At 60.7% G+C, this 14,640-nt stretch carries 12 protein-coding genes and 1 tRNA gene; 3 read left to right on the top strand and 10 right to left on the bottom strand.

What is annotated here, in order from left to right; translation table 11 throughout:
* Positions 1 to 85: 85 nt before the first annotated feature.
* On the bottom strand, positions 86 to 2,020 hold the full coding sequence (locus tag NCS00_RS04615; protein ID WP_250439411.1) for an ATP-binding cassette domain-containing protein: 1,935 nt from the start codon (positions 2,018 to 2,020) through the stop codon (positions 86 to 88).
* Positions 2,021 to 2,221: 201 nt separating this feature from the next.
* Complete coding sequence (locus NCS00_RS04610; protein ID WP_033536673.1) at positions 2,222 to 2,629, bottom strand: DUF4399 domain-containing protein; 408 nt, start codon at positions 2,627 to 2,629, stop codon at positions 2,222 to 2,224.
* Positions 2,630 to 2,846: 217 nt separating this feature from the next.
* On the opposite strand from NCS00_RS04610, the gene NCS00_RS04605 reads away from it, so the two are divergent.
* Positions 2,847 to 3,029, top strand: a complete 183-nt coding sequence (locus NCS00_RS04605) for a rubredoxin (protein ID WP_008350739.1) — start codon at positions 2,847 to 2,849, stop codon at positions 3,027 to 3,029.
* Between the two features lie 41 nt (positions 3,030 to 3,070).
* Here the strand turns inward: NCS00_RS04605 and NCS00_RS04600 are convergent, their stop codons facing one another.
* The 6 genes from NCS00_RS04600 to NCS00_RS04575 all read right to left on the bottom strand — a co-directional run bounded on the left by NCS00_RS04600 (position 3,071) and on the right by NCS00_RS04575 (position 10,383).
* Positions 3,071 to 4,882: a GT99 family glycosyltransferase N-terminal domain-containing protein gene (locus NCS00_RS04600; protein WP_250439409.1), complete on the bottom strand. Its 1,812-nt coding sequence runs from the start codon at positions 4,880 to 4,882 to the stop codon at positions 3,071 to 3,073.
* 124 nt (positions 4,883 to 5,006) lie between these two features.
* Positions 5,007 to 6,971, bottom strand: a complete 1,965-nt coding sequence (locus tag NCS00_RS04595; RefSeq protein ID WP_250439407.1) for an HAD family hydrolase — start codon at positions 6,969 to 6,971, stop codon at positions 5,007 to 5,009.
* Between the two features lie 2 nt (positions 6,972 to 6,973).
* Positions 6,974 to 8,056, bottom strand: a complete 1,083-nt coding sequence (locus NCS00_RS04590) for a glycosyltransferase family 2 protein (protein ID WP_244807829.1) — start codon at positions 8,054 to 8,056, stop codon at positions 6,974 to 6,976.
* Positions 8,057 to 8,641: 585 nt separating this feature from the next.
* Positions 8,642 to 9,388 (bottom strand): class I SAM-dependent methyltransferase, encoded by a 747-nt coding sequence (locus NCS00_RS04585; RefSeq protein ID WP_008350746.1) that lies wholly within the window; start codon positions 9,386 to 9,388, stop codon positions 8,642 to 8,644.
* On the bottom strand, positions 9,388 to 10,185 hold the full coding sequence (locus NCS00_RS04580; RefSeq protein WP_008350748.1) for a bestrophin-like domain: 798 nt from the start codon (positions 10,183 to 10,185) through the stop codon (positions 9,388 to 9,390). Before NCS00_RS04580 ends, NCS00_RS04585 begins: the two co-directional genes overlap by 1 nt.
* A gap of 123 nt (positions 10,186 to 10,308) precedes the next feature.
* Positions 10,309 to 10,383 (bottom strand) — tRNA-Arg (locus tag NCS00_RS04575).
* A 140-nt stretch (positions 10,384 to 10,523) separates the two neighbouring features.
* Between NCS00_RS04575 and NCS00_RS04570 the strand changes: the two genes are divergently transcribed.
* A complete protein-coding gene (locus NCS00_RS04570; RefSeq protein WP_008350750.1) occupies positions 10,524 to 10,841 on the top strand; it encodes a hypothetical protein in 318 nt (105 codons plus the stop codon).
* A gap of 6 nt (positions 10,842 to 10,847) precedes the next feature.
* On the opposite strand, the gene NCS00_RS04565 is transcribed toward NCS00_RS04570, so the two are convergent.
* Positions 10,848 to 12,746 carry a bifunctional sugar phosphate isomerase/epimerase/4-hydroxyphenylpyruvate dioxygenase family protein gene (locus tag NCS00_RS04565; protein ID WP_033536690.1) on the bottom strand — a complete coding sequence of 633 codons (1,899 nt, stop codon included), beginning with the start codon at positions 12,744 to 12,746 and terminating at the stop codon, positions 10,848 to 10,850.
* Positions 12,747 to 12,995: 249 nt separating this feature from the next.
* Here NCS00_RS04565 and NCS00_RS04560 point away from each other — a divergent pair, with 249 nt between their 5' ends.
* Entirely contained in the window at positions 12,996 to 13,853 is an 858-nt protein-coding gene (locus NCS00_RS04560; RefSeq protein ID WP_034471290.1) for a shikimate dehydrogenase, read from the top strand.
* Positions 13,854 to 13,922: 69 nt separating this feature from the next.
* Here NCS00_RS04560 and NCS00_RS04555 read toward each other — a convergent pair whose 3' ends face one another.
* Positions 13,923 to 14,603, bottom strand: a complete 681-nt coding sequence (locus NCS00_RS04555) for a TetR/AcrR family transcriptional regulator (protein WP_008350756.1) — start codon at positions 14,601 to 14,603, stop codon at positions 13,923 to 13,925.
* Positions 14,604 to 14,640 lie beyond the last annotated feature (37 nt).

The following is a 14,640-nucleotide window of genomic DNA, read 5'->3' as shown; positions in this document are numbered from 1 at the left end:
TTCGCCCGCCGCGCCCACCTCGGCGCGATAAAACGCGCTTCGTTCGCGTACATGCGTTCAGCACACGCACAGCGGGCGCGAGCCGCTATTTGCGCTTCGCTTCGAGCTCTTCCCAGCGCTCGAGGGCGACGAGCAACTCCTCTTCGATCGCCGCGTGTCGCTCGGAAAGACGCGCACCTTCCTTCGCGTCCTTCGCGAAGATCGAGCCGTCTTCGAGTTGCGCGCCGATAACCTTCTGCTCGTCTTCGAGTTCGGCGATGCGCCCCGGCAGCGCTTCGAGTTCGCGCTGTTCCTTGAATGACAGCTTCACCGTGCGCTGCGCATTGCGGCCGGCGGCGCTGTCTTTCGGCGCATCGTCTTTCGGCGTGTCCTTCGCGGTCTGACGCGCCGCTTCTTCGGCAATGCGCTCCGAACGTTCGCGCTGAACCTGCCAGTCGGAGAAACCGCCGACATATTCGCGCCACTTGCCGCCGCCTTCCGCGGCGAACACCGACGTCACGACGTTGTCGAGGAACGCGCGGTCGTGGCTCACGAGCAACACGGTGCCGTCGTAATCCGCCAGCAGTTCTTCGAGCAGTTCGAGCGTCGGGATGTCGAGATCGTTGGTCGGCTCGTCGAGCACCAGCACGTTCGCCGGCCGCGCGAAAAGGCGCGCGAGCAGCAGGCGATTGCGCTCGCCGCCGGAGAGCGACTGCACCGGCGAGCGCGCGCGTTCGGGCGCGAACAGGAAGTCGCCGAGATAGCTCATGACATGCTTCTTCACGCCGTTCACTTCGACCCATTCGCTGCCGGGACTGATGGTGTCGGCAAGCGATTTGTCGAGATCGAGCTGTGCGCGCATCTGATCGAAATACGCGACCTGAATGTTGGTGCCGGTCCGCACGCGGCCTTCGTCGGGCTGCAGTTCGCCGAGGATGAGCTTGAGCAGCGTGGTCTTGCCCGCGCCGTTCGGGCCGACGAGACCGATCTTGTCGCCGCGCATGACAGTTGCCGTGAACCGGTCGACGATCGTGCGTTCGCCGTAGCGCTTGGTCACATCGGTCAGTTCGGCGACGATCTTGCCGGACTTCTCGCCCTGCCCGACATCGAGCCTGACATTGCCCTGCACGTTGCGGCGCTCGGCGCGTTCGTTGCGCATTTCGACGAGCCGTGCGATGCGTCCGACGCTGCGCGTGCGCCGCGCCTCGACGCCTTTGCGGATCCACACTTCTTCCTGCGCGAGCAGCTTGTCGAACTTCGCCTGTTCGATCTGCTCGACTTCGAGCTGTTGCGCCTTCCTCGTCTGATACGCGCTGAAATTGCCGGGATACGACAGCAACCGACCGCGATCCAGTTCGACGATGCGCGTCGCCACGCGATCCAGAAACGCGCGATCGTGCGTGATGAAGAGCAGGCCCGTGCGCAACGTGACGAGCAGTTCCTCCAGCCAGCGGATGCCGTCGAAGTCGAGGTGGTTGGTCGGCTCGTCGAGCAGCAGCACGTCGGGCTGAACGACGAGCGCGCGCGCCAGCGCCACGCGCTTTTTCATGCCGCCGGACAGATCGCCTGCGCGGGCATCGCCATCGAGACCGATCTGCGCGAGTGTCGTCGCGACGCGCGTGCGCCAGTTCCACGCGTCGCGGGTATCGAGCGCCGACTGCAGCGCGTTCATGCGCGCGAGCAGCTCGTCGTGCTTCGCGCCTTCGGGCGTATCGGCGAGCGCGTGCGCGACGGCGTCGTACTCGTCGAGCAACGCGCGCGCTTCGGTGAGGCCGGACGCGACGACATCGAACACGGATGCGTCGAGATCGAACTCGGGTTCCTGCGGCACGTAGACGGTCGTGAGCTCGCTCTGACGCGTGACGAGCCCGTCGTCGGGCGCGGCGAGCCCCGCGACGATCTTGAGAAGCGACGACTTGCCCGCGCCGTTGCGGCCGATCAGCCCGACACGCTCGCCCGCTTCGAGCGAGAAGTCGGCGTGATCGAGCAATGCGACGTGGCCGAACGCGAGCTGCGCGTCCGAGATGGAATAAAGCGACATGGGAAAACCGGATGAATGGCGAAGAATCGGCGCCGAACACGCGAGCAACCGATGGAAGCGGCCATTGTACCGGGCGCGGCGCGCGATCACGCACGCTCCATCCGCCATTGGCCGAACGGACGAGGCGCGCAGCGCCAGCAAGCGCGAAAGGCCGCCCGGATGGCTCCGTGGCCGCCTTTCCTCGCGTCGTGCCGAAACAACTTACTGCACGTGCACCTTGATCGTCTGGCTCATTTCGGGGCCGTACGAGCGGTGCGCGCCGTCGCCGAACTGCATTGTCAGCGTGTGATCGCCGGGCGGCAGCTTCACGTCGGCTTCGGTCTGGCCCTTGCCGAAGTGCAGCGACGTGTCGTTCGCCGGGATCACGGTGCCTTTGGGCAGCGGCTTGCTATCGATCAGCAGGTGGTGATGGCCGGTTCCATCGGTCATCGTGCCCGCCGGAGCGACCGACATGCCGTCGACGCCGAATCTGACGTGCACGGGGCTCGTGACGGTCGCGCCATCCTTCGGTTCGACGAAATAGACGCGCGCCTGCGCATGCGCCGCGCCGGCGTACTGGGTGAGCAGGACCGCGCCCGTCAGCATCGCGCCCAAGAGCTTTTTCTTCATCGTTTTCTCCACGTTGTGAAACCGGTCGATGGCGCGAGTCGGCGCCGGAGCCTCGAAAAGCATACACCGGGCTTTCGGCACGCCGGAATCGGGACCATCCTGCCTACGGCGATCGGGGAACGATCGCGCCGATTACGGTAAGATGCCGGCTCGCTGCGCCGCGCATCGTCTTCGAACGCACGCGGTCCGTTTATTTCTTTCGAATCAAGAGTCTGTCGTGAGCGAAGTCATCGAATTCAAAAGCTGGGTCTGCCTGATTTGCGGCTGGATCTACAACGAGGAAGAAGGTCTGCCGGACGATGGCATCGCTGCCGGAACCCGTTTCGACGACATCCCCGCCGACTGGCGCTGCCCGCTGTGCGACGTGGGCAAGGCCGATTTCGTCGTCGTCGAGTTTTGATGCTGGCGCCGCGCCTAATTGGCGGCGCGGCGCAGGCCCTGTCAATCGCAAAGTTTTAGCATCGCGACAAGGTGGCGGGTGCGCCATCTGGTTGTGACCAATCTACTTTGCAGATATGACGCTACGATGCGCGCGGCATGAAGCAGTCGGTCATGGCGCAATTCTAGCGCCGCCAGCCTGCTACTCAACATCACCGCATCGCCTTCTGCTTTCTCGCGCAACGCGACTTCCGTTGCTTTCTGCGCGTCGATGTTTGCAAATTCCTCCCTTAAACGCTCGTGTTCTTGCTTTTCAATTTCCCGCGCTTCCTTCGACTCCGCCAACTCCAGCCGTAACGCTTCGGCTTCTGCCGACAGCCGATCAAGCGCAACGTTGCGGTCATTCAGCGCGAGTTCCTCGGCAGCGCTTCGGCCATCCGGTCTTTCCGAACTTGCGTTGTGCTCGATGCCGCAGGTTTCCAGCACCCGAATTCTGGCGTCTCGCTCCTCGATCCACTGATCACGCTCTTTTATCCAGCCGTCCCTATCGCTTATCCAGCGATCACGGTCGAGAATGAACGTTTGCAGTTGTGAGATACGGGTATTTTGCTCAGCGCACTGACGTCTCAGATTGAAGAGCTCATCAAGGAGTTTATTTGGAGCATCAACCTCCAGCGTTCGGCCGCTAGTTTCCGGAACTGGCTTTTTGTCCACGAGCCGTTCACCGCGCCGTTGATTCTGAAACGAAACGAAGTGTTTTTCTGCGATGTCCGCAACTGAAGGGTTCGATAACCGCCATAAGTAGTATTCAGACGAAAACAACAGCGAATACGGTATCAAATAATTCAGGAAGAACCATATCCGAAATAACCGTGACGATTCGCCGGACTCGTCGAAAAAAGTCTGAATAGGGGTGCTACCGAAGAATCGAACCTTTTTGCGCCACAGTACCGCCTCGATCCCGAGGCTCGAATTGATGGTCCATAATTCCTGAATCGCGCCAAGGAATTTCAATGGCGAGCTTCCCAGGTCGACCTTGCCGGGATAAAGCGCCTTTCCGTTCGGATGATATCGGACAAGCGGAGTGTGTTCGGAGGTTGATCTCGACGCGAATTCGAGCAGCGAGAGATTGTTCCATCCTTTGCTGAAGGCGAGCGCGTTAGAGTCCGTTTCCACCTGCAGCGCGACGCCGATCGTATGCGAGTCTTCCGAAGAACGATACATCTCGCGCGCTTCATCCGAGATCAGTACCGATTCGAGAGTCTCGGAAATCGCGGCGTCACCTCGATCGCCGACCCAATCGCGAAATGCGGCTTTCTCGCGCTGCCACCGGATGCCGACTTCAGTATCTCCGTTGACTCCGCTCGTGTCCCAGTAGGCGCATTGTGCGTAATACGGTTTCCGCAGTGGTCCGATCTCATTGAAAACAAGCGCGCAGCCGGACTCTTGGGCCGCGCGTCGCATTGACGGACAATTGAGCCATGTGACCGCGACAACTTCTTGATGCAGCGCTTTCAAGCGCGAAAAGGCGTCTGCGAAATATCGATGCAATTCCGAAGAGTCTCGTGTCACGTAAGAGATGAACCGGTCAAGCGGCGCTTTGTCAAGTGACCAGTCCGTCAAACCGTCTTCATAGCAAACCAGCCGGACCCTTTCAGAATCCAAATTCCCCACGTTATACTCGTGAAACTGCTTTGACCAGTCCGACAGTTCCCAACGAGAAAGGTCGGATTCGATATTCAAGTAGTACCGCGGTAAAAGAATGGTCGACTGCTTTGCTCTGAACGCGTGAAGCCATTTCAGGATTACCCAATAGTAATGAGCAGTTCCTTCCACCGGAGCGACGAGTGGAACGAGCAGGACGAAATGCGTCATACGATTTGCCGGTCTGATGCTTCGTGATTTTCGATGGGACTTGAAACGAAGCGTGCAGTGCGTCCTCGCGTCGTGCGCGAGCCATTTGCGGCGCTTCTTCCTCTCAGCAATCCAGCTACTTGTTTTAAGTTAGCGCATTCAATACATCAAAACCAGCCTTCCAGAAAGAGCGAGCTCTGCTGAGCGCGATTTCCTCGTTGCTCGGCCGGCCATTTTTGACGTCAAGCCGTTCGGCGAGGCTCGTTCGTGCGCTGGTGTCGCCTGCAGAATCCGAGTGCGTGAGCGCGCCGAATAACGCCGCCTCGCTCTTGCTCGGACGCTCGACCAGTCGGCTGAACGGCTGCGCCCATGCCGGCGAGATGAATTTCTCGTAGCCGAAAGCCAGGATCGTCGGCAAGACCGTATGCACATATTCGAGCGCGCCAGCTTGAACCTCCGCCGCAAGCTTTTGCACGGCGATGTCTTCGTTGTTCTCCTCGAGTATGGGAACGATCTCCTCTCCTTCACGACGGTATCCCAATGTCGTGCCGTGCGGTGCTACCGTCGCAAACTCCAGAATTTCGACGCCCCCCGCTTGCAAAAGCTCCGTTTCGTGACGGGGATCGCTGTTCTGAACCATGAAACCGAAGTAGGCGTCACTCGGTAGCTGATTGATTCTCACCGATTCGAAAGTCCCGAAATAATAGCCAAACGTACGGAAGTCGCTTCGAGACGTCTGGAGGATACGTGAGAGGCCCCCTTGCATGTTTCCTCCCCAGCCAATGTCAGACACGGCGATTCTCTTGCATCCGATAACTGTCTTCGACAAGTACGCAGATACCAGCGCACGCTGCTCGGCTGCGACGTCCATGAGTTGCGAAAGAAGAATACTGATCAGCCGGTGCATTCGCATGTCGCCGCCTACTACTCGCTCGTCTTCGCTTGCGAAGCCGACCGCCTTTATCGCGGCACGATTACGCGAAACGTCGAGCCCCAGACGTTTGAAATGCTGCTTGACCGTTCTCTCCGTTTTTCCACCGAAAAGATGCCACACACGATCGGGCGGAAAATCGACGAAGCTCGGCAGGAGCGTGGCGGCGCGCGAAATGTAAACGTACTCGCTCGGAATTTTGACACCCATTTGCTCCGCGTACTGCTCATACAGCTTATGGAACAGGTAACTGTCACGCGCGAAGAACAGAACCTTGTCAACGTTGTCCAGCTTCAACTGATGCATCATCCAGATGAAGTAGCCGAGGAACAACGGTCCAAACACCTGTGCGCCGATGTCGAACCATGGCTCCGCCACCTCGCGCTTTCTCTGCATAAGTACTGCCCGCGTCCCGCCGGCGATGAGACTGGCGGTGTGCGGCATGTCCACTGACGACACTATCGGATTCCGTAAGAAATCGGACTCGATGCGGGCGAGATAATCGAAATGCACGCCCTTCACGCCAGCGCGCTTCGCCATTTCTACATCCGCGTGGAGGTTGTCACCGAAGTGCAGCATGCCCCGCGTCGTGCCGCCTGCCCTTTTTGCAGCGATCGCGAAAAGAGAGCCTTCGTGCTTGCTGGCTCCCTCCTCGCAGGACACCACCAGTTCTATCTTTCCGTATCCGCATGCCTGAATGAGTTCGAGAATGACCGTCGACGGGAGATACATGTCGGAGCAAAGCACCACGGGCTTGCCAATGGCTTGCGCGTATGGCACTAGCTCCCGCATGACTGGGTTGCAACAGACGATTGCCCGCTCCACCTGGAGTTCTACCACCTTGCACCGGTCAACCAGGCGATCCGCTCCCAGTTGCGATGCCAACTCTTCATAGATCTCGTCGTAAGTCACTTCGTAGGAGTTGCGGAGCCTGTAGTACTTCTCGCGCGTCTGAATTTCCGCGAGAAGTCGATTCGCCGGAAACGAGTCGACCATCCCGTAATCCAATTCAGTGTACTCATCGTGCCGCAATTGAGCCGCCACCAAGTCGAAAACGTCAGCAGGTCTTGCAACCAGACGATGAATGAGCGTATCGAACACGTCGAACGACACGATTCCTGCTTCGTCGATCAGACGTTTTGCGTCCTCAAAACTGCAATTCTTGTTTATGCGCCACATATCTATCGCTGCAGGAGTAACCAGGTTTTTGTTCGGTCCACGGCTTGCCGCAAGCCGACCGAATTCGCCGTCCGCAAGAACTGAAGCAAGTAATGAAGTGCGCGGCCAGAGCGCAGCCACAAATAGCCGAGCTTGAACACGTTTCGCACTGGACGACGTGAGACTCTGCCGGACACGTTCGACAGCTCCGCCCCCAAGGCCCCTATGTCGCCGTGTAATCGTTCGAGCATCGCTCGGGACGAGTTGCTGCTTTGCGTCGCGTACCACGACAAGTGCTCAAGAACCGGTCGAATGCTGTTCAGAAACCCAAGGCCGACTGTTCCCGATGAAATGTCGGCTCTAAGCCAGGCATTTCCCAAAATCGTTGCTTCTGCGACGGTCCCGGCAAATGCACGAGCGGCGGCCGAACGGTTTGCATAGGGGCCGCGTACCGAGCTTCGGACGTGAGAAAACACTAGCACCTGCGGAATAACATAGATATCTCCTGCCATGAGCAGACGAAGGTGAAAATCCCAGTCTGACATTCCGCCGAATAGCGAATTGAAGCGAATTTTGGCAACCGCACTTTTCTTTACGAGTAGCTGAATGTTCTTGAACTGATTTTCGACCACCATCGCATTAAGCGAAATAAATCCCGCGCTCATATGCGGCCGCATCAGCTCCGTGCTTTTGACACGCACCACGTTACCGTCGATTTCCTCATCGACGCGTTTTCCCAAAGCTATCACGGCCACCGTTGCCGGATATATTTCCGATAATGTTTCTAATTGCCTAACGCAGATTCCCAGAAAATCCGGGGCCCAGCTATCGTCATCGTCGTGAAATGCGATATGCTCTGCGCCGCTCAGACGCTCCAGCGCCGCGTTCGTTGCATCTTCCGCGCTGAGCTCCTTGTCCAGATGCACTATCTCGATAGCTAGACCGTCGGTGGCTCCCAAGCTTTCCAACACGCGTTGAACGACTCGCGGATCACCGGTATTAGCAATGACGACGTGCCATTTTTTCCACGATTGCCGCATGACGCTTTTCAGCGCTCTACGCAGAAGGACTGGCCGGTCCTTCGTACGCATCACAATCCCGATCATGACGATTCCTTGACCGCTGACTTGTAGAGGTTTCGCGACATCGAGAAATCCGATGCCGAGATGGGACGGGTTGAATTCATAAAGTGCGAACCATTTGCTTTTATGCGCCTTAAGGCCCGAACCAGCCGGATGTCTAACTGGGTCTCAAATTGACGATCCGAGCCATGCGCGATAATTGCCGAAAATCAACAGACGCTTGCCCTTCAGCAGACCTTCGGAATTAACCTTCGCATCTTCCGCTAAGGCCTGAACACTATAAGTGTAATCGCCGATGCTCACAGGTCGATCATGATGCGCTGAATACAACGATGATTTAGGAAATTTCGGCGTTTATTCTGTGATAAATTGTTTTCCGATGTACAGGTTTAGATGCGCAACTGCTATTTGTATAAAGCCTATTATCAGGATAATATCGCGAATTAGATTGCAAACGTCCGAGGTTTTCGGCGCGTCAACTTATCGATCCCGGCGAAAGGCATAGGGTTCGCGCATGACACCGCGCGCCGAGGTTCAAACAATGCGAAGAACATCGATCCGCTGGACAGAATGCCAACGCGTTAAGTCAGGCGATTGAACTTGATCCAGTCAGCGCGCCACCGCGATCAACTCGCGGCTCACTTCATCAACCGGCGCGCGGTTCCAGTCTCCGAACCAGTCGATTTTTGCGAAGCCCGCATCGGTCAGCAAGCGCGCAAGTTCGTCACGCGTGCGAAAGCGCAGCTCGCTCACGGCGCTCAGCGTTTGCTCCGGCGCGTCGGGCGTCGGCATGAAGCGGTAATGCGTCGTGAACGCGACGCGTCCCGTCGAAAGCGGATCGGGCTCGGCGTGCCGCTCCTGCCACACTTCCACCGCGCGTCCATCGGGCGCGCTCACGCATCTCGACGAACGCTCGCGCGTCCAGTTGTCCCACGCGCGCGCCGCCGGATGGCGGCTCTCGAACGCGATCGCGCCGCCCGGCCGGATCGCCCGGCGCGCGGCTTTGAGCGTCGCGAGAAACGCGTCATCGTCGAGAAAGACTTGCGCGACGTGGCCCGTCATCACGAGCAGATCGGCCGCGCCGACGAACGGCAGCGCGCTCGCGTCGCCTTCGATCCACGTCACCTCGTCGCCGTCGGGACGCGAGCGCGCGACGCGCAGCATCTGCGGCGACGGATCGATGCCCGTCACGCGATGGCCGCGCTTGGCCAGCTCGCAAGCCAGCAACCCCGTGCCGCAACCCAGATCGACGACGTGCCGCGCCGATTGCGCCAGCGCGAGATAAAACGCCGTGTCGGCGGCGAACGGATTGAGGACGTCGTAGAGCGCGACGAGGCGCGGATCGTCGTAGAGCATCAGCGGGATTCGTAGGAGAGCGCGTCGCGCATCGGCTGGCTGCCGACCATGATCGGCCCGGTGAACGGCGTATCGAGATCGAGGATCACGAGCACCGCCGACGCGATCGACAGCGCGCCGAGCATGATCGTCACGAGCGAGAGCGCGTTGCGCGGCGCGATCAGCCCGAAGCACAGAAAGATGATGAGCAGCCAGCCGACGAGAATCCGGTCGAACGGATACGAAATCGATCCGTGCGCCTCCTCGATCAGCTTCCAGCGCAGCGCGATCAGCTGCTCGAAGCGCGCGGCGGCTTCGACCGCGAGCTGGCGATGATAGTCATCGCGCGGAACCAGCAAGCGCACTTCGCGCTGCGCCTCGCTCAGCATGGCGCCGAGCGTGCTGCTCGCGAGACTGTCGTTCTTGTTCGGTGCCTCGACCGCCGGATATTCGCCGGGCGGCCGCGGCTCGCTCGGCCACGTGCTCGCCACCGCCGCCGCCGTGTATTTGCGCAGGAGTTGCCGCGCGTGACCGAGTTCGGCGCCGTAGTCGCGCATCGTGCGATCGAGTTCGATGATCGAGGACGCGTAGCTGCGCATGTCGTTGTTGGTCGTGTCGAAAACCGTTTTCGCCGATGCGGTCAGAAGGCCGAGCACGAGCGCCGCGAACGTGACCAGCATGCCGACGAGCAACTGGACCAGTTGCACCGTCTCCTGCGCCTTGTGTTCCTCGGGCAGAAGCGGCCGCACGATCGCGCCGATGCCCGTGCTGGCCAGAAGGAGAACGAAGACGAGCACCGCGGATTGAATTTCCGTCATGAGCGCGCGAGCCGTGATGGCGTGACCGGAGTGGACGCATTATCGACGGGAAAGCGCGCGCGGTCCAATGCGGACCGGATACGGCGAAGAAAAAGAAGGGGGAAAAACGGCGTGCGGGAATCGTGGTCCCCCCGGCAGGAATCGAACCTGCATCTAGCGCTTAGGAGGCACTCGTTCTATCCATTGAACTACGGGGAGCGGACCGCGCAGGGCCGACAGCGTCGGCGAAGCGAGCGCAGAGTATAGCAAACGCTTTCGTTCGCCGCGTATCCGAAAAATCGGCGAAAACCAGGGTTTGCACCTATCAAGTTCCGCCTGATCGCGCCGCCATCGGAGTAATGGACCCATTTCCCGATACAAAGCCGCAGGGCGCGTTTTCGGCGTTGCTGGCAGACCAAGACCTGACGCACCTCGAACTGGTGCTGCGTCGTTCATTGTCGTGCGATCTCGGCGGCCCGCTGCTGCCGCCTTCGTACTGGCGCGAGCGGCTCGCATCGATCACACGTCGGTCACATCTCTCTCATACGCAGATCCAGACCGTGCATCGGCTGTTTCTGCACATCGACGCGTTCGAGGCCGCCGGCCGCGCCCGCGAAGAAGAACTCAGGCGCGAGCGTGAACTCGCCGCGGGCAGCGGAAAAACCGCAAGCGCCTGAGCGTCTTCAGGCCGACTGACGCGCGCGCTGTTGCGCGTGCGCGGCGAGCCGCACCGCCGCGTTGGCCGCGCCGTAGCCGTCGTAGCCGCCGCGCCGCTCGATCACTTCGAGGAAGAAGCGCTGATCGAGCTGCTCCGTGTACGCATGGAAGAACTCGCCACCGCGCTCGTCGCGGTCGTAGAGGATATTGTGCTCGCGCATCTGATCGATCTGCTCGTCGGGCAGGCCGAAACGCGCGACAAGGTCGTCGTAGTAGTTGCGCGGGATTCGCAGGAATTTGACGCCATCGGCTTCGAGGCGCGGAATCGCGTCGAAGATATCGGGCGTGCTGAACGCGACGTGATTCAGACCCGAGCCCCGATACGTCGACAGCGACTCCGACACCGCCGTATAGCGATCCATCGACGCATTCAGCGCGATTCGCACCGAACCATCGCGGCTTCGCACCGCGCGGCTGCGCACGAGCCCGTACGGATCGGGCACGAGCACGGCGGGCTCGGTCTCGAAACCGAACGCGCTGCGAAAGAAAAGCACCCAGGTATCGAGCGCATCGGCGGGAAGCGACAGGCACACGTGATCGATGCGCGACAGCGGCCCGACTTCGTACGGCCCGTCGATGTCCGTCAGGATGAAATCCGATTCCCACAAAGTCGGGCCGCCTTTCGCTTCGTCGACGAAATAGTCGAGGCTGCCGTCGGGCGACTGCACGCCCGGCACCACGCGCTCGTTCGGACCGACGCGCCCCGAGAACGGCTGCGAGCCATACGCGGCGGCGCGCTCGAACGCCTGCTTCGCGTCATCGACGTGAAACGCCGACGCGCACAGCGACAAGCCGTGCTTCTGGAAGAACGCGCTCGCGAAGGAATCGGCCTCGGCGTTCAGCACGATCGAACCCGCGCCATGCCGATACAGCGCGACATCCTTCGAGCGATGCTTGCCCGCGAGCCTGAAGCCGAGCCGTCCGAGCCATTGCGACAGATGCTCGCGCGTCGAATCGTCGACGGCGAATTCGAGGAACTGAAAGCCGATGTGCTCGGGCGGCGCGGGCGGATTGAACAGCTCCGGCGGGACGGCCTTGCCTTCGGAAACCAGCAGCTCGCGCGTCTGCTCTTCCAGAAAGCGCAGCGAGCGATAGCCGTCCGCCGCCGTGATCGCGGTCGGCGCGGCGCGAAAGCCGTCGTTGAAGATTTCGAGCGACAGCGGCCCCTTGTAGCCCGCTTCCAGCACGCGCGCGGTGAAGCGTGCGACATCGAACGCGCCTTGCCCCGGAAAGCACCGATAGTGACGGCTCCATTCGAGCACGTCCATCGCGAGAATGGGCGCATCGGCGATTTGCACGAACGCGATGCGCTCGCCCGGAATCGACGCGATCTCGTCGACGGAATCGCGGATCGACAGCGTGTGGAACGTATCGAGCGCGAGGCCGAGACTCGGATGATTCACGGCATCGACGAGTTTCCACGCGTGCTTGTACGAGTTGACGTAGCGGCCCCACGCGAGCGCTTCGTACGCGACGATCACCCCCGCTTCTTCCGCGATTTTGGCGAGCACGCCGAGCTGGTCGACGATGAGCGCGTCGTCGCGAATCGTATCCGGCGACACGTTGCTGCAGACGAGAATGCGGTCTGTGCCGAGCTCGTGCATCAGCTCGAACTTGCGCTTCGCGCGCTCGACGTTGCGCGCGAGACGCTCGGCGCTCACGCCGTCGAAATCGCGGAACGGCTGAAACAGATAGATCTCGAGGCCGAGATCCGCGCACATGCGGCGCACGTCGGCGGGCGTGCCGTCGAAATACAGCAGGTCGTTCTCGAAGATCTCGACGCCGTCGAATCCGGCGGCCTTGATAGCGTGCAGCTTCTCGGGAAGCGTGCCGCTGATGGAAACCGTCGCGATGGAAGTGCGGATCGAACGCAGCATCGCTGCCTCCTCGTTGCAATTCAGTGAATGCGGGATGGATCGAGCGGTGCCTTCCAGTGTAGGACGTCCGCATGGCGAACGCGCGCAATCCATGTCATTCTGCGAGATAATAACAAACTAACTAGACCGTACAAATCAGTGGAAACACGAACCGACAAGCCTCGCGCGGGCGTTCACACTGCGACGTATTCATCTCGCACTGCAGCATGCAGTGCTCATCCATGCCGGAGCGCTCGCATGACCAACAAGACTTCGTATCTCATCGGCCTGATCGGATCGGGCATCGGCGGCTCGCTCACCCCCGCCATGCACGAAAAGGAAGGCAGCAACCTCGGACTCAATTACGTCTACCGGCGCATCGACCTGCAGGCGCTGGAACTGGAGCCGTCCGCCCTGCCCGATCTGCTCGATGCCGCCGAGCGCATGGGCTACGACGGCCTGAACATCACGTATCCGTGCAAGCAAAGCGTGATCCCGTTGCTCGATGACCTCGATCCCGACGCGCGCGCGCTCGGCGCGGTCAACACCGTCGTGCTGAAGGACGGCAAGCGCATCGGCTACAACACGGACTGGTCGGGCTTCGCGCGCGCGTTTCAGCGCGGTCTGCCGGACGCGCCGCTCGAACGCGTCGTGCAACTGGGCGCGGGCGGCGCGGGCGCGGCCGTCGCGCACGCGGCGCTCACGATGGGCGCGCGCGAACTCACGCTCTTCGATTCCGACGACGCCCGCGCGGCTTCGCTCGCCGCCGAGCTCGCGGCGCGCTTTCCGGATCGCGTCGTGAAAAGCGGCGGCGACTTGCGCGACACGCTCGCCGGCGCGAGCGGCCTCATCCACGCGACGCCGACCGGCATGGCGAAACTGCCCGGCCTGCCGTTGCCGGCCGAGTATCTGCACAAGGAACTGTGGGTCGCGGAAATCGTGTACTTCCCGCTCGAAACCGAGCTGCTGAAAGTGGCGAAGGCGCTCGGCTGCCGCACGGTGAGCGGCGGCGGGATGGCGGTGTGTCAGGCGGTCGATGCGTTGCGCATCTTCACCGGGCTGGAGCCGGATGCCGAGCGCATGTTCGCGCACTTCCAGAGCCTGCTGGAACGCTGATGCATCGGCAGCAATGAAAAAACGGCGACCTCGCGAGAGCGTCGCCGTTTTGCTTTGCGCGCGGGGAAATCAGCCGTCGCGCCGCATGAACCGCAGCACCGCATCGACGATCATCTCGCGATGACGCGCACGCGAGCGCGCGCCCGACGGATCGCGCCCGAACGCCGCGCCCCAGGTATGACGGTTCGCCACGCGATGAAAGCAGAACGAGCTGATCATCAGATGCAGGTCGATCGGATCGACGTCTTCGCGAAACTTGCCGGCCGCGACGCCACGCGCGATGAGATCTTCGATCGTCTTCACGACCGTCGAATTGCGCGCCTTGAAGGTCTTCGATTGTTCGATGTACTTCGCGCCGTGGATGTTTTCGATTGTCACGAGCCGCACGAAATCGCGATGCTTGTCGTGATAGTCGAACGTGAAGCCGACGAATTCGCGCAGCGCTTCCTCCGGCTCCATTTCCGCGAGCTGCAATTCCTGTTCGAGCGCGCGGATATCGCCATAGACCTGCTCCAATACCGCTTCGTACAGCCCTTCCTTGCTGCCGAAGTAGTAATACAGCATGCGCTTCGTGGTGTTGGTGCGCTCCGCGATGGCATCGACGCGCGCGCCCGCGAGTCCCATCGCCGAGAACTCCTGCGTGGCGATGTCGAGAATGTTCCGCTTGGTCTCCTCAGGATCGTACTTGCGCCGCCCCTGCTCCGTGGTCGACGAGGGCGCGGCGCTAGCGGCCTTGCTTCCTTTTTTCATTTTTCTGTCTGAGAACGGCGTTGAAAATCGATTCTAG

This window comes from Caballeronia sp. AZ1_KS37, assembly GCF_023631165.1.
Classification (GTDB): domain Bacteria; phylum Pseudomonadota; class Gammaproteobacteria; order Burkholderiales; family Burkholderiaceae; genus Caballeronia; species Caballeronia zhejiangensis.
This window is presented reverse-complemented; position numbering and strand designations above follow the sequence as displayed.

What these genes read in the sequence shown, in the direction of transcription:
- NCS00_RS04560 (WP_034471290.1), top strand. Translation starts at nt 12,996, where the DNA reads ATGACCAACAAGACTTCGTATCTCATCGGCCTGATCGGATCGGGCATC.
- NCS00_RS04595 (WP_250439407.1), bottom strand. Translation starts at nt 6,971, where the DNA reads ATGTGGCGCATAAACAAGAATTGCAGTTTTGAGGACGCAAAACGTCTG.
- NCS00_RS04555 (WP_008350756.1), bottom strand. Translation starts at nt 14,603, where the DNA reads ATGAAAAAAGGAAGCAAGGCCGCTAGCGCCGCGCCCTCGTCGACCACG.
- NCS00_RS04610 (WP_033536673.1), bottom strand. Translation starts at nt 2,629, where the DNA reads ATGAAGAAAAAGCTCTTGGGCGCGATGCTGACGGGCGCGGTCCTGCTC.
- NCS00_RS04600 (WP_250439409.1), bottom strand. Translation starts at nt 4,882, where the DNA reads ATGACGCATTTCGTCCTGCTCGTTCCACTCGTCGCTCCGGTGGAAGGA.
- NCS00_RS04570 (WP_008350750.1), top strand. Translation starts at nt 10,524, where the DNA reads ATGGACCCATTTCCCGATACAAAGCCGCAGGGCGCGTTTTCGGCGTTG.
- NCS00_RS04615 (WP_250439411.1), bottom strand. Translation starts at nt 2,020, where the DNA reads ATGTCGCTTTATTCCATCTCGGACGCGCAGCTCGCGTTCGGCCACGTC.
- NCS00_RS04580 (WP_008350748.1), bottom strand. Translation starts at nt 10,185, where the DNA reads ATGACGGAAATTCAATCCGCGGTGCTCGTCTTCGTTCTCCTTCTGGCC.
- NCS00_RS04585 (WP_008350746.1), bottom strand. Translation starts at nt 9,388, where the DNA reads ATGCTCTACGACGATCCGCGCCTCGTCGCGCTCTACGACGTCCTCAAT.
- NCS00_RS04590 (WP_244807829.1), bottom strand. Translation starts at nt 8,056, where the DNA reads ATGATCGGGATTGTGATGCGTACGAAGGACCGGCCAGTCCTTCTGCGT.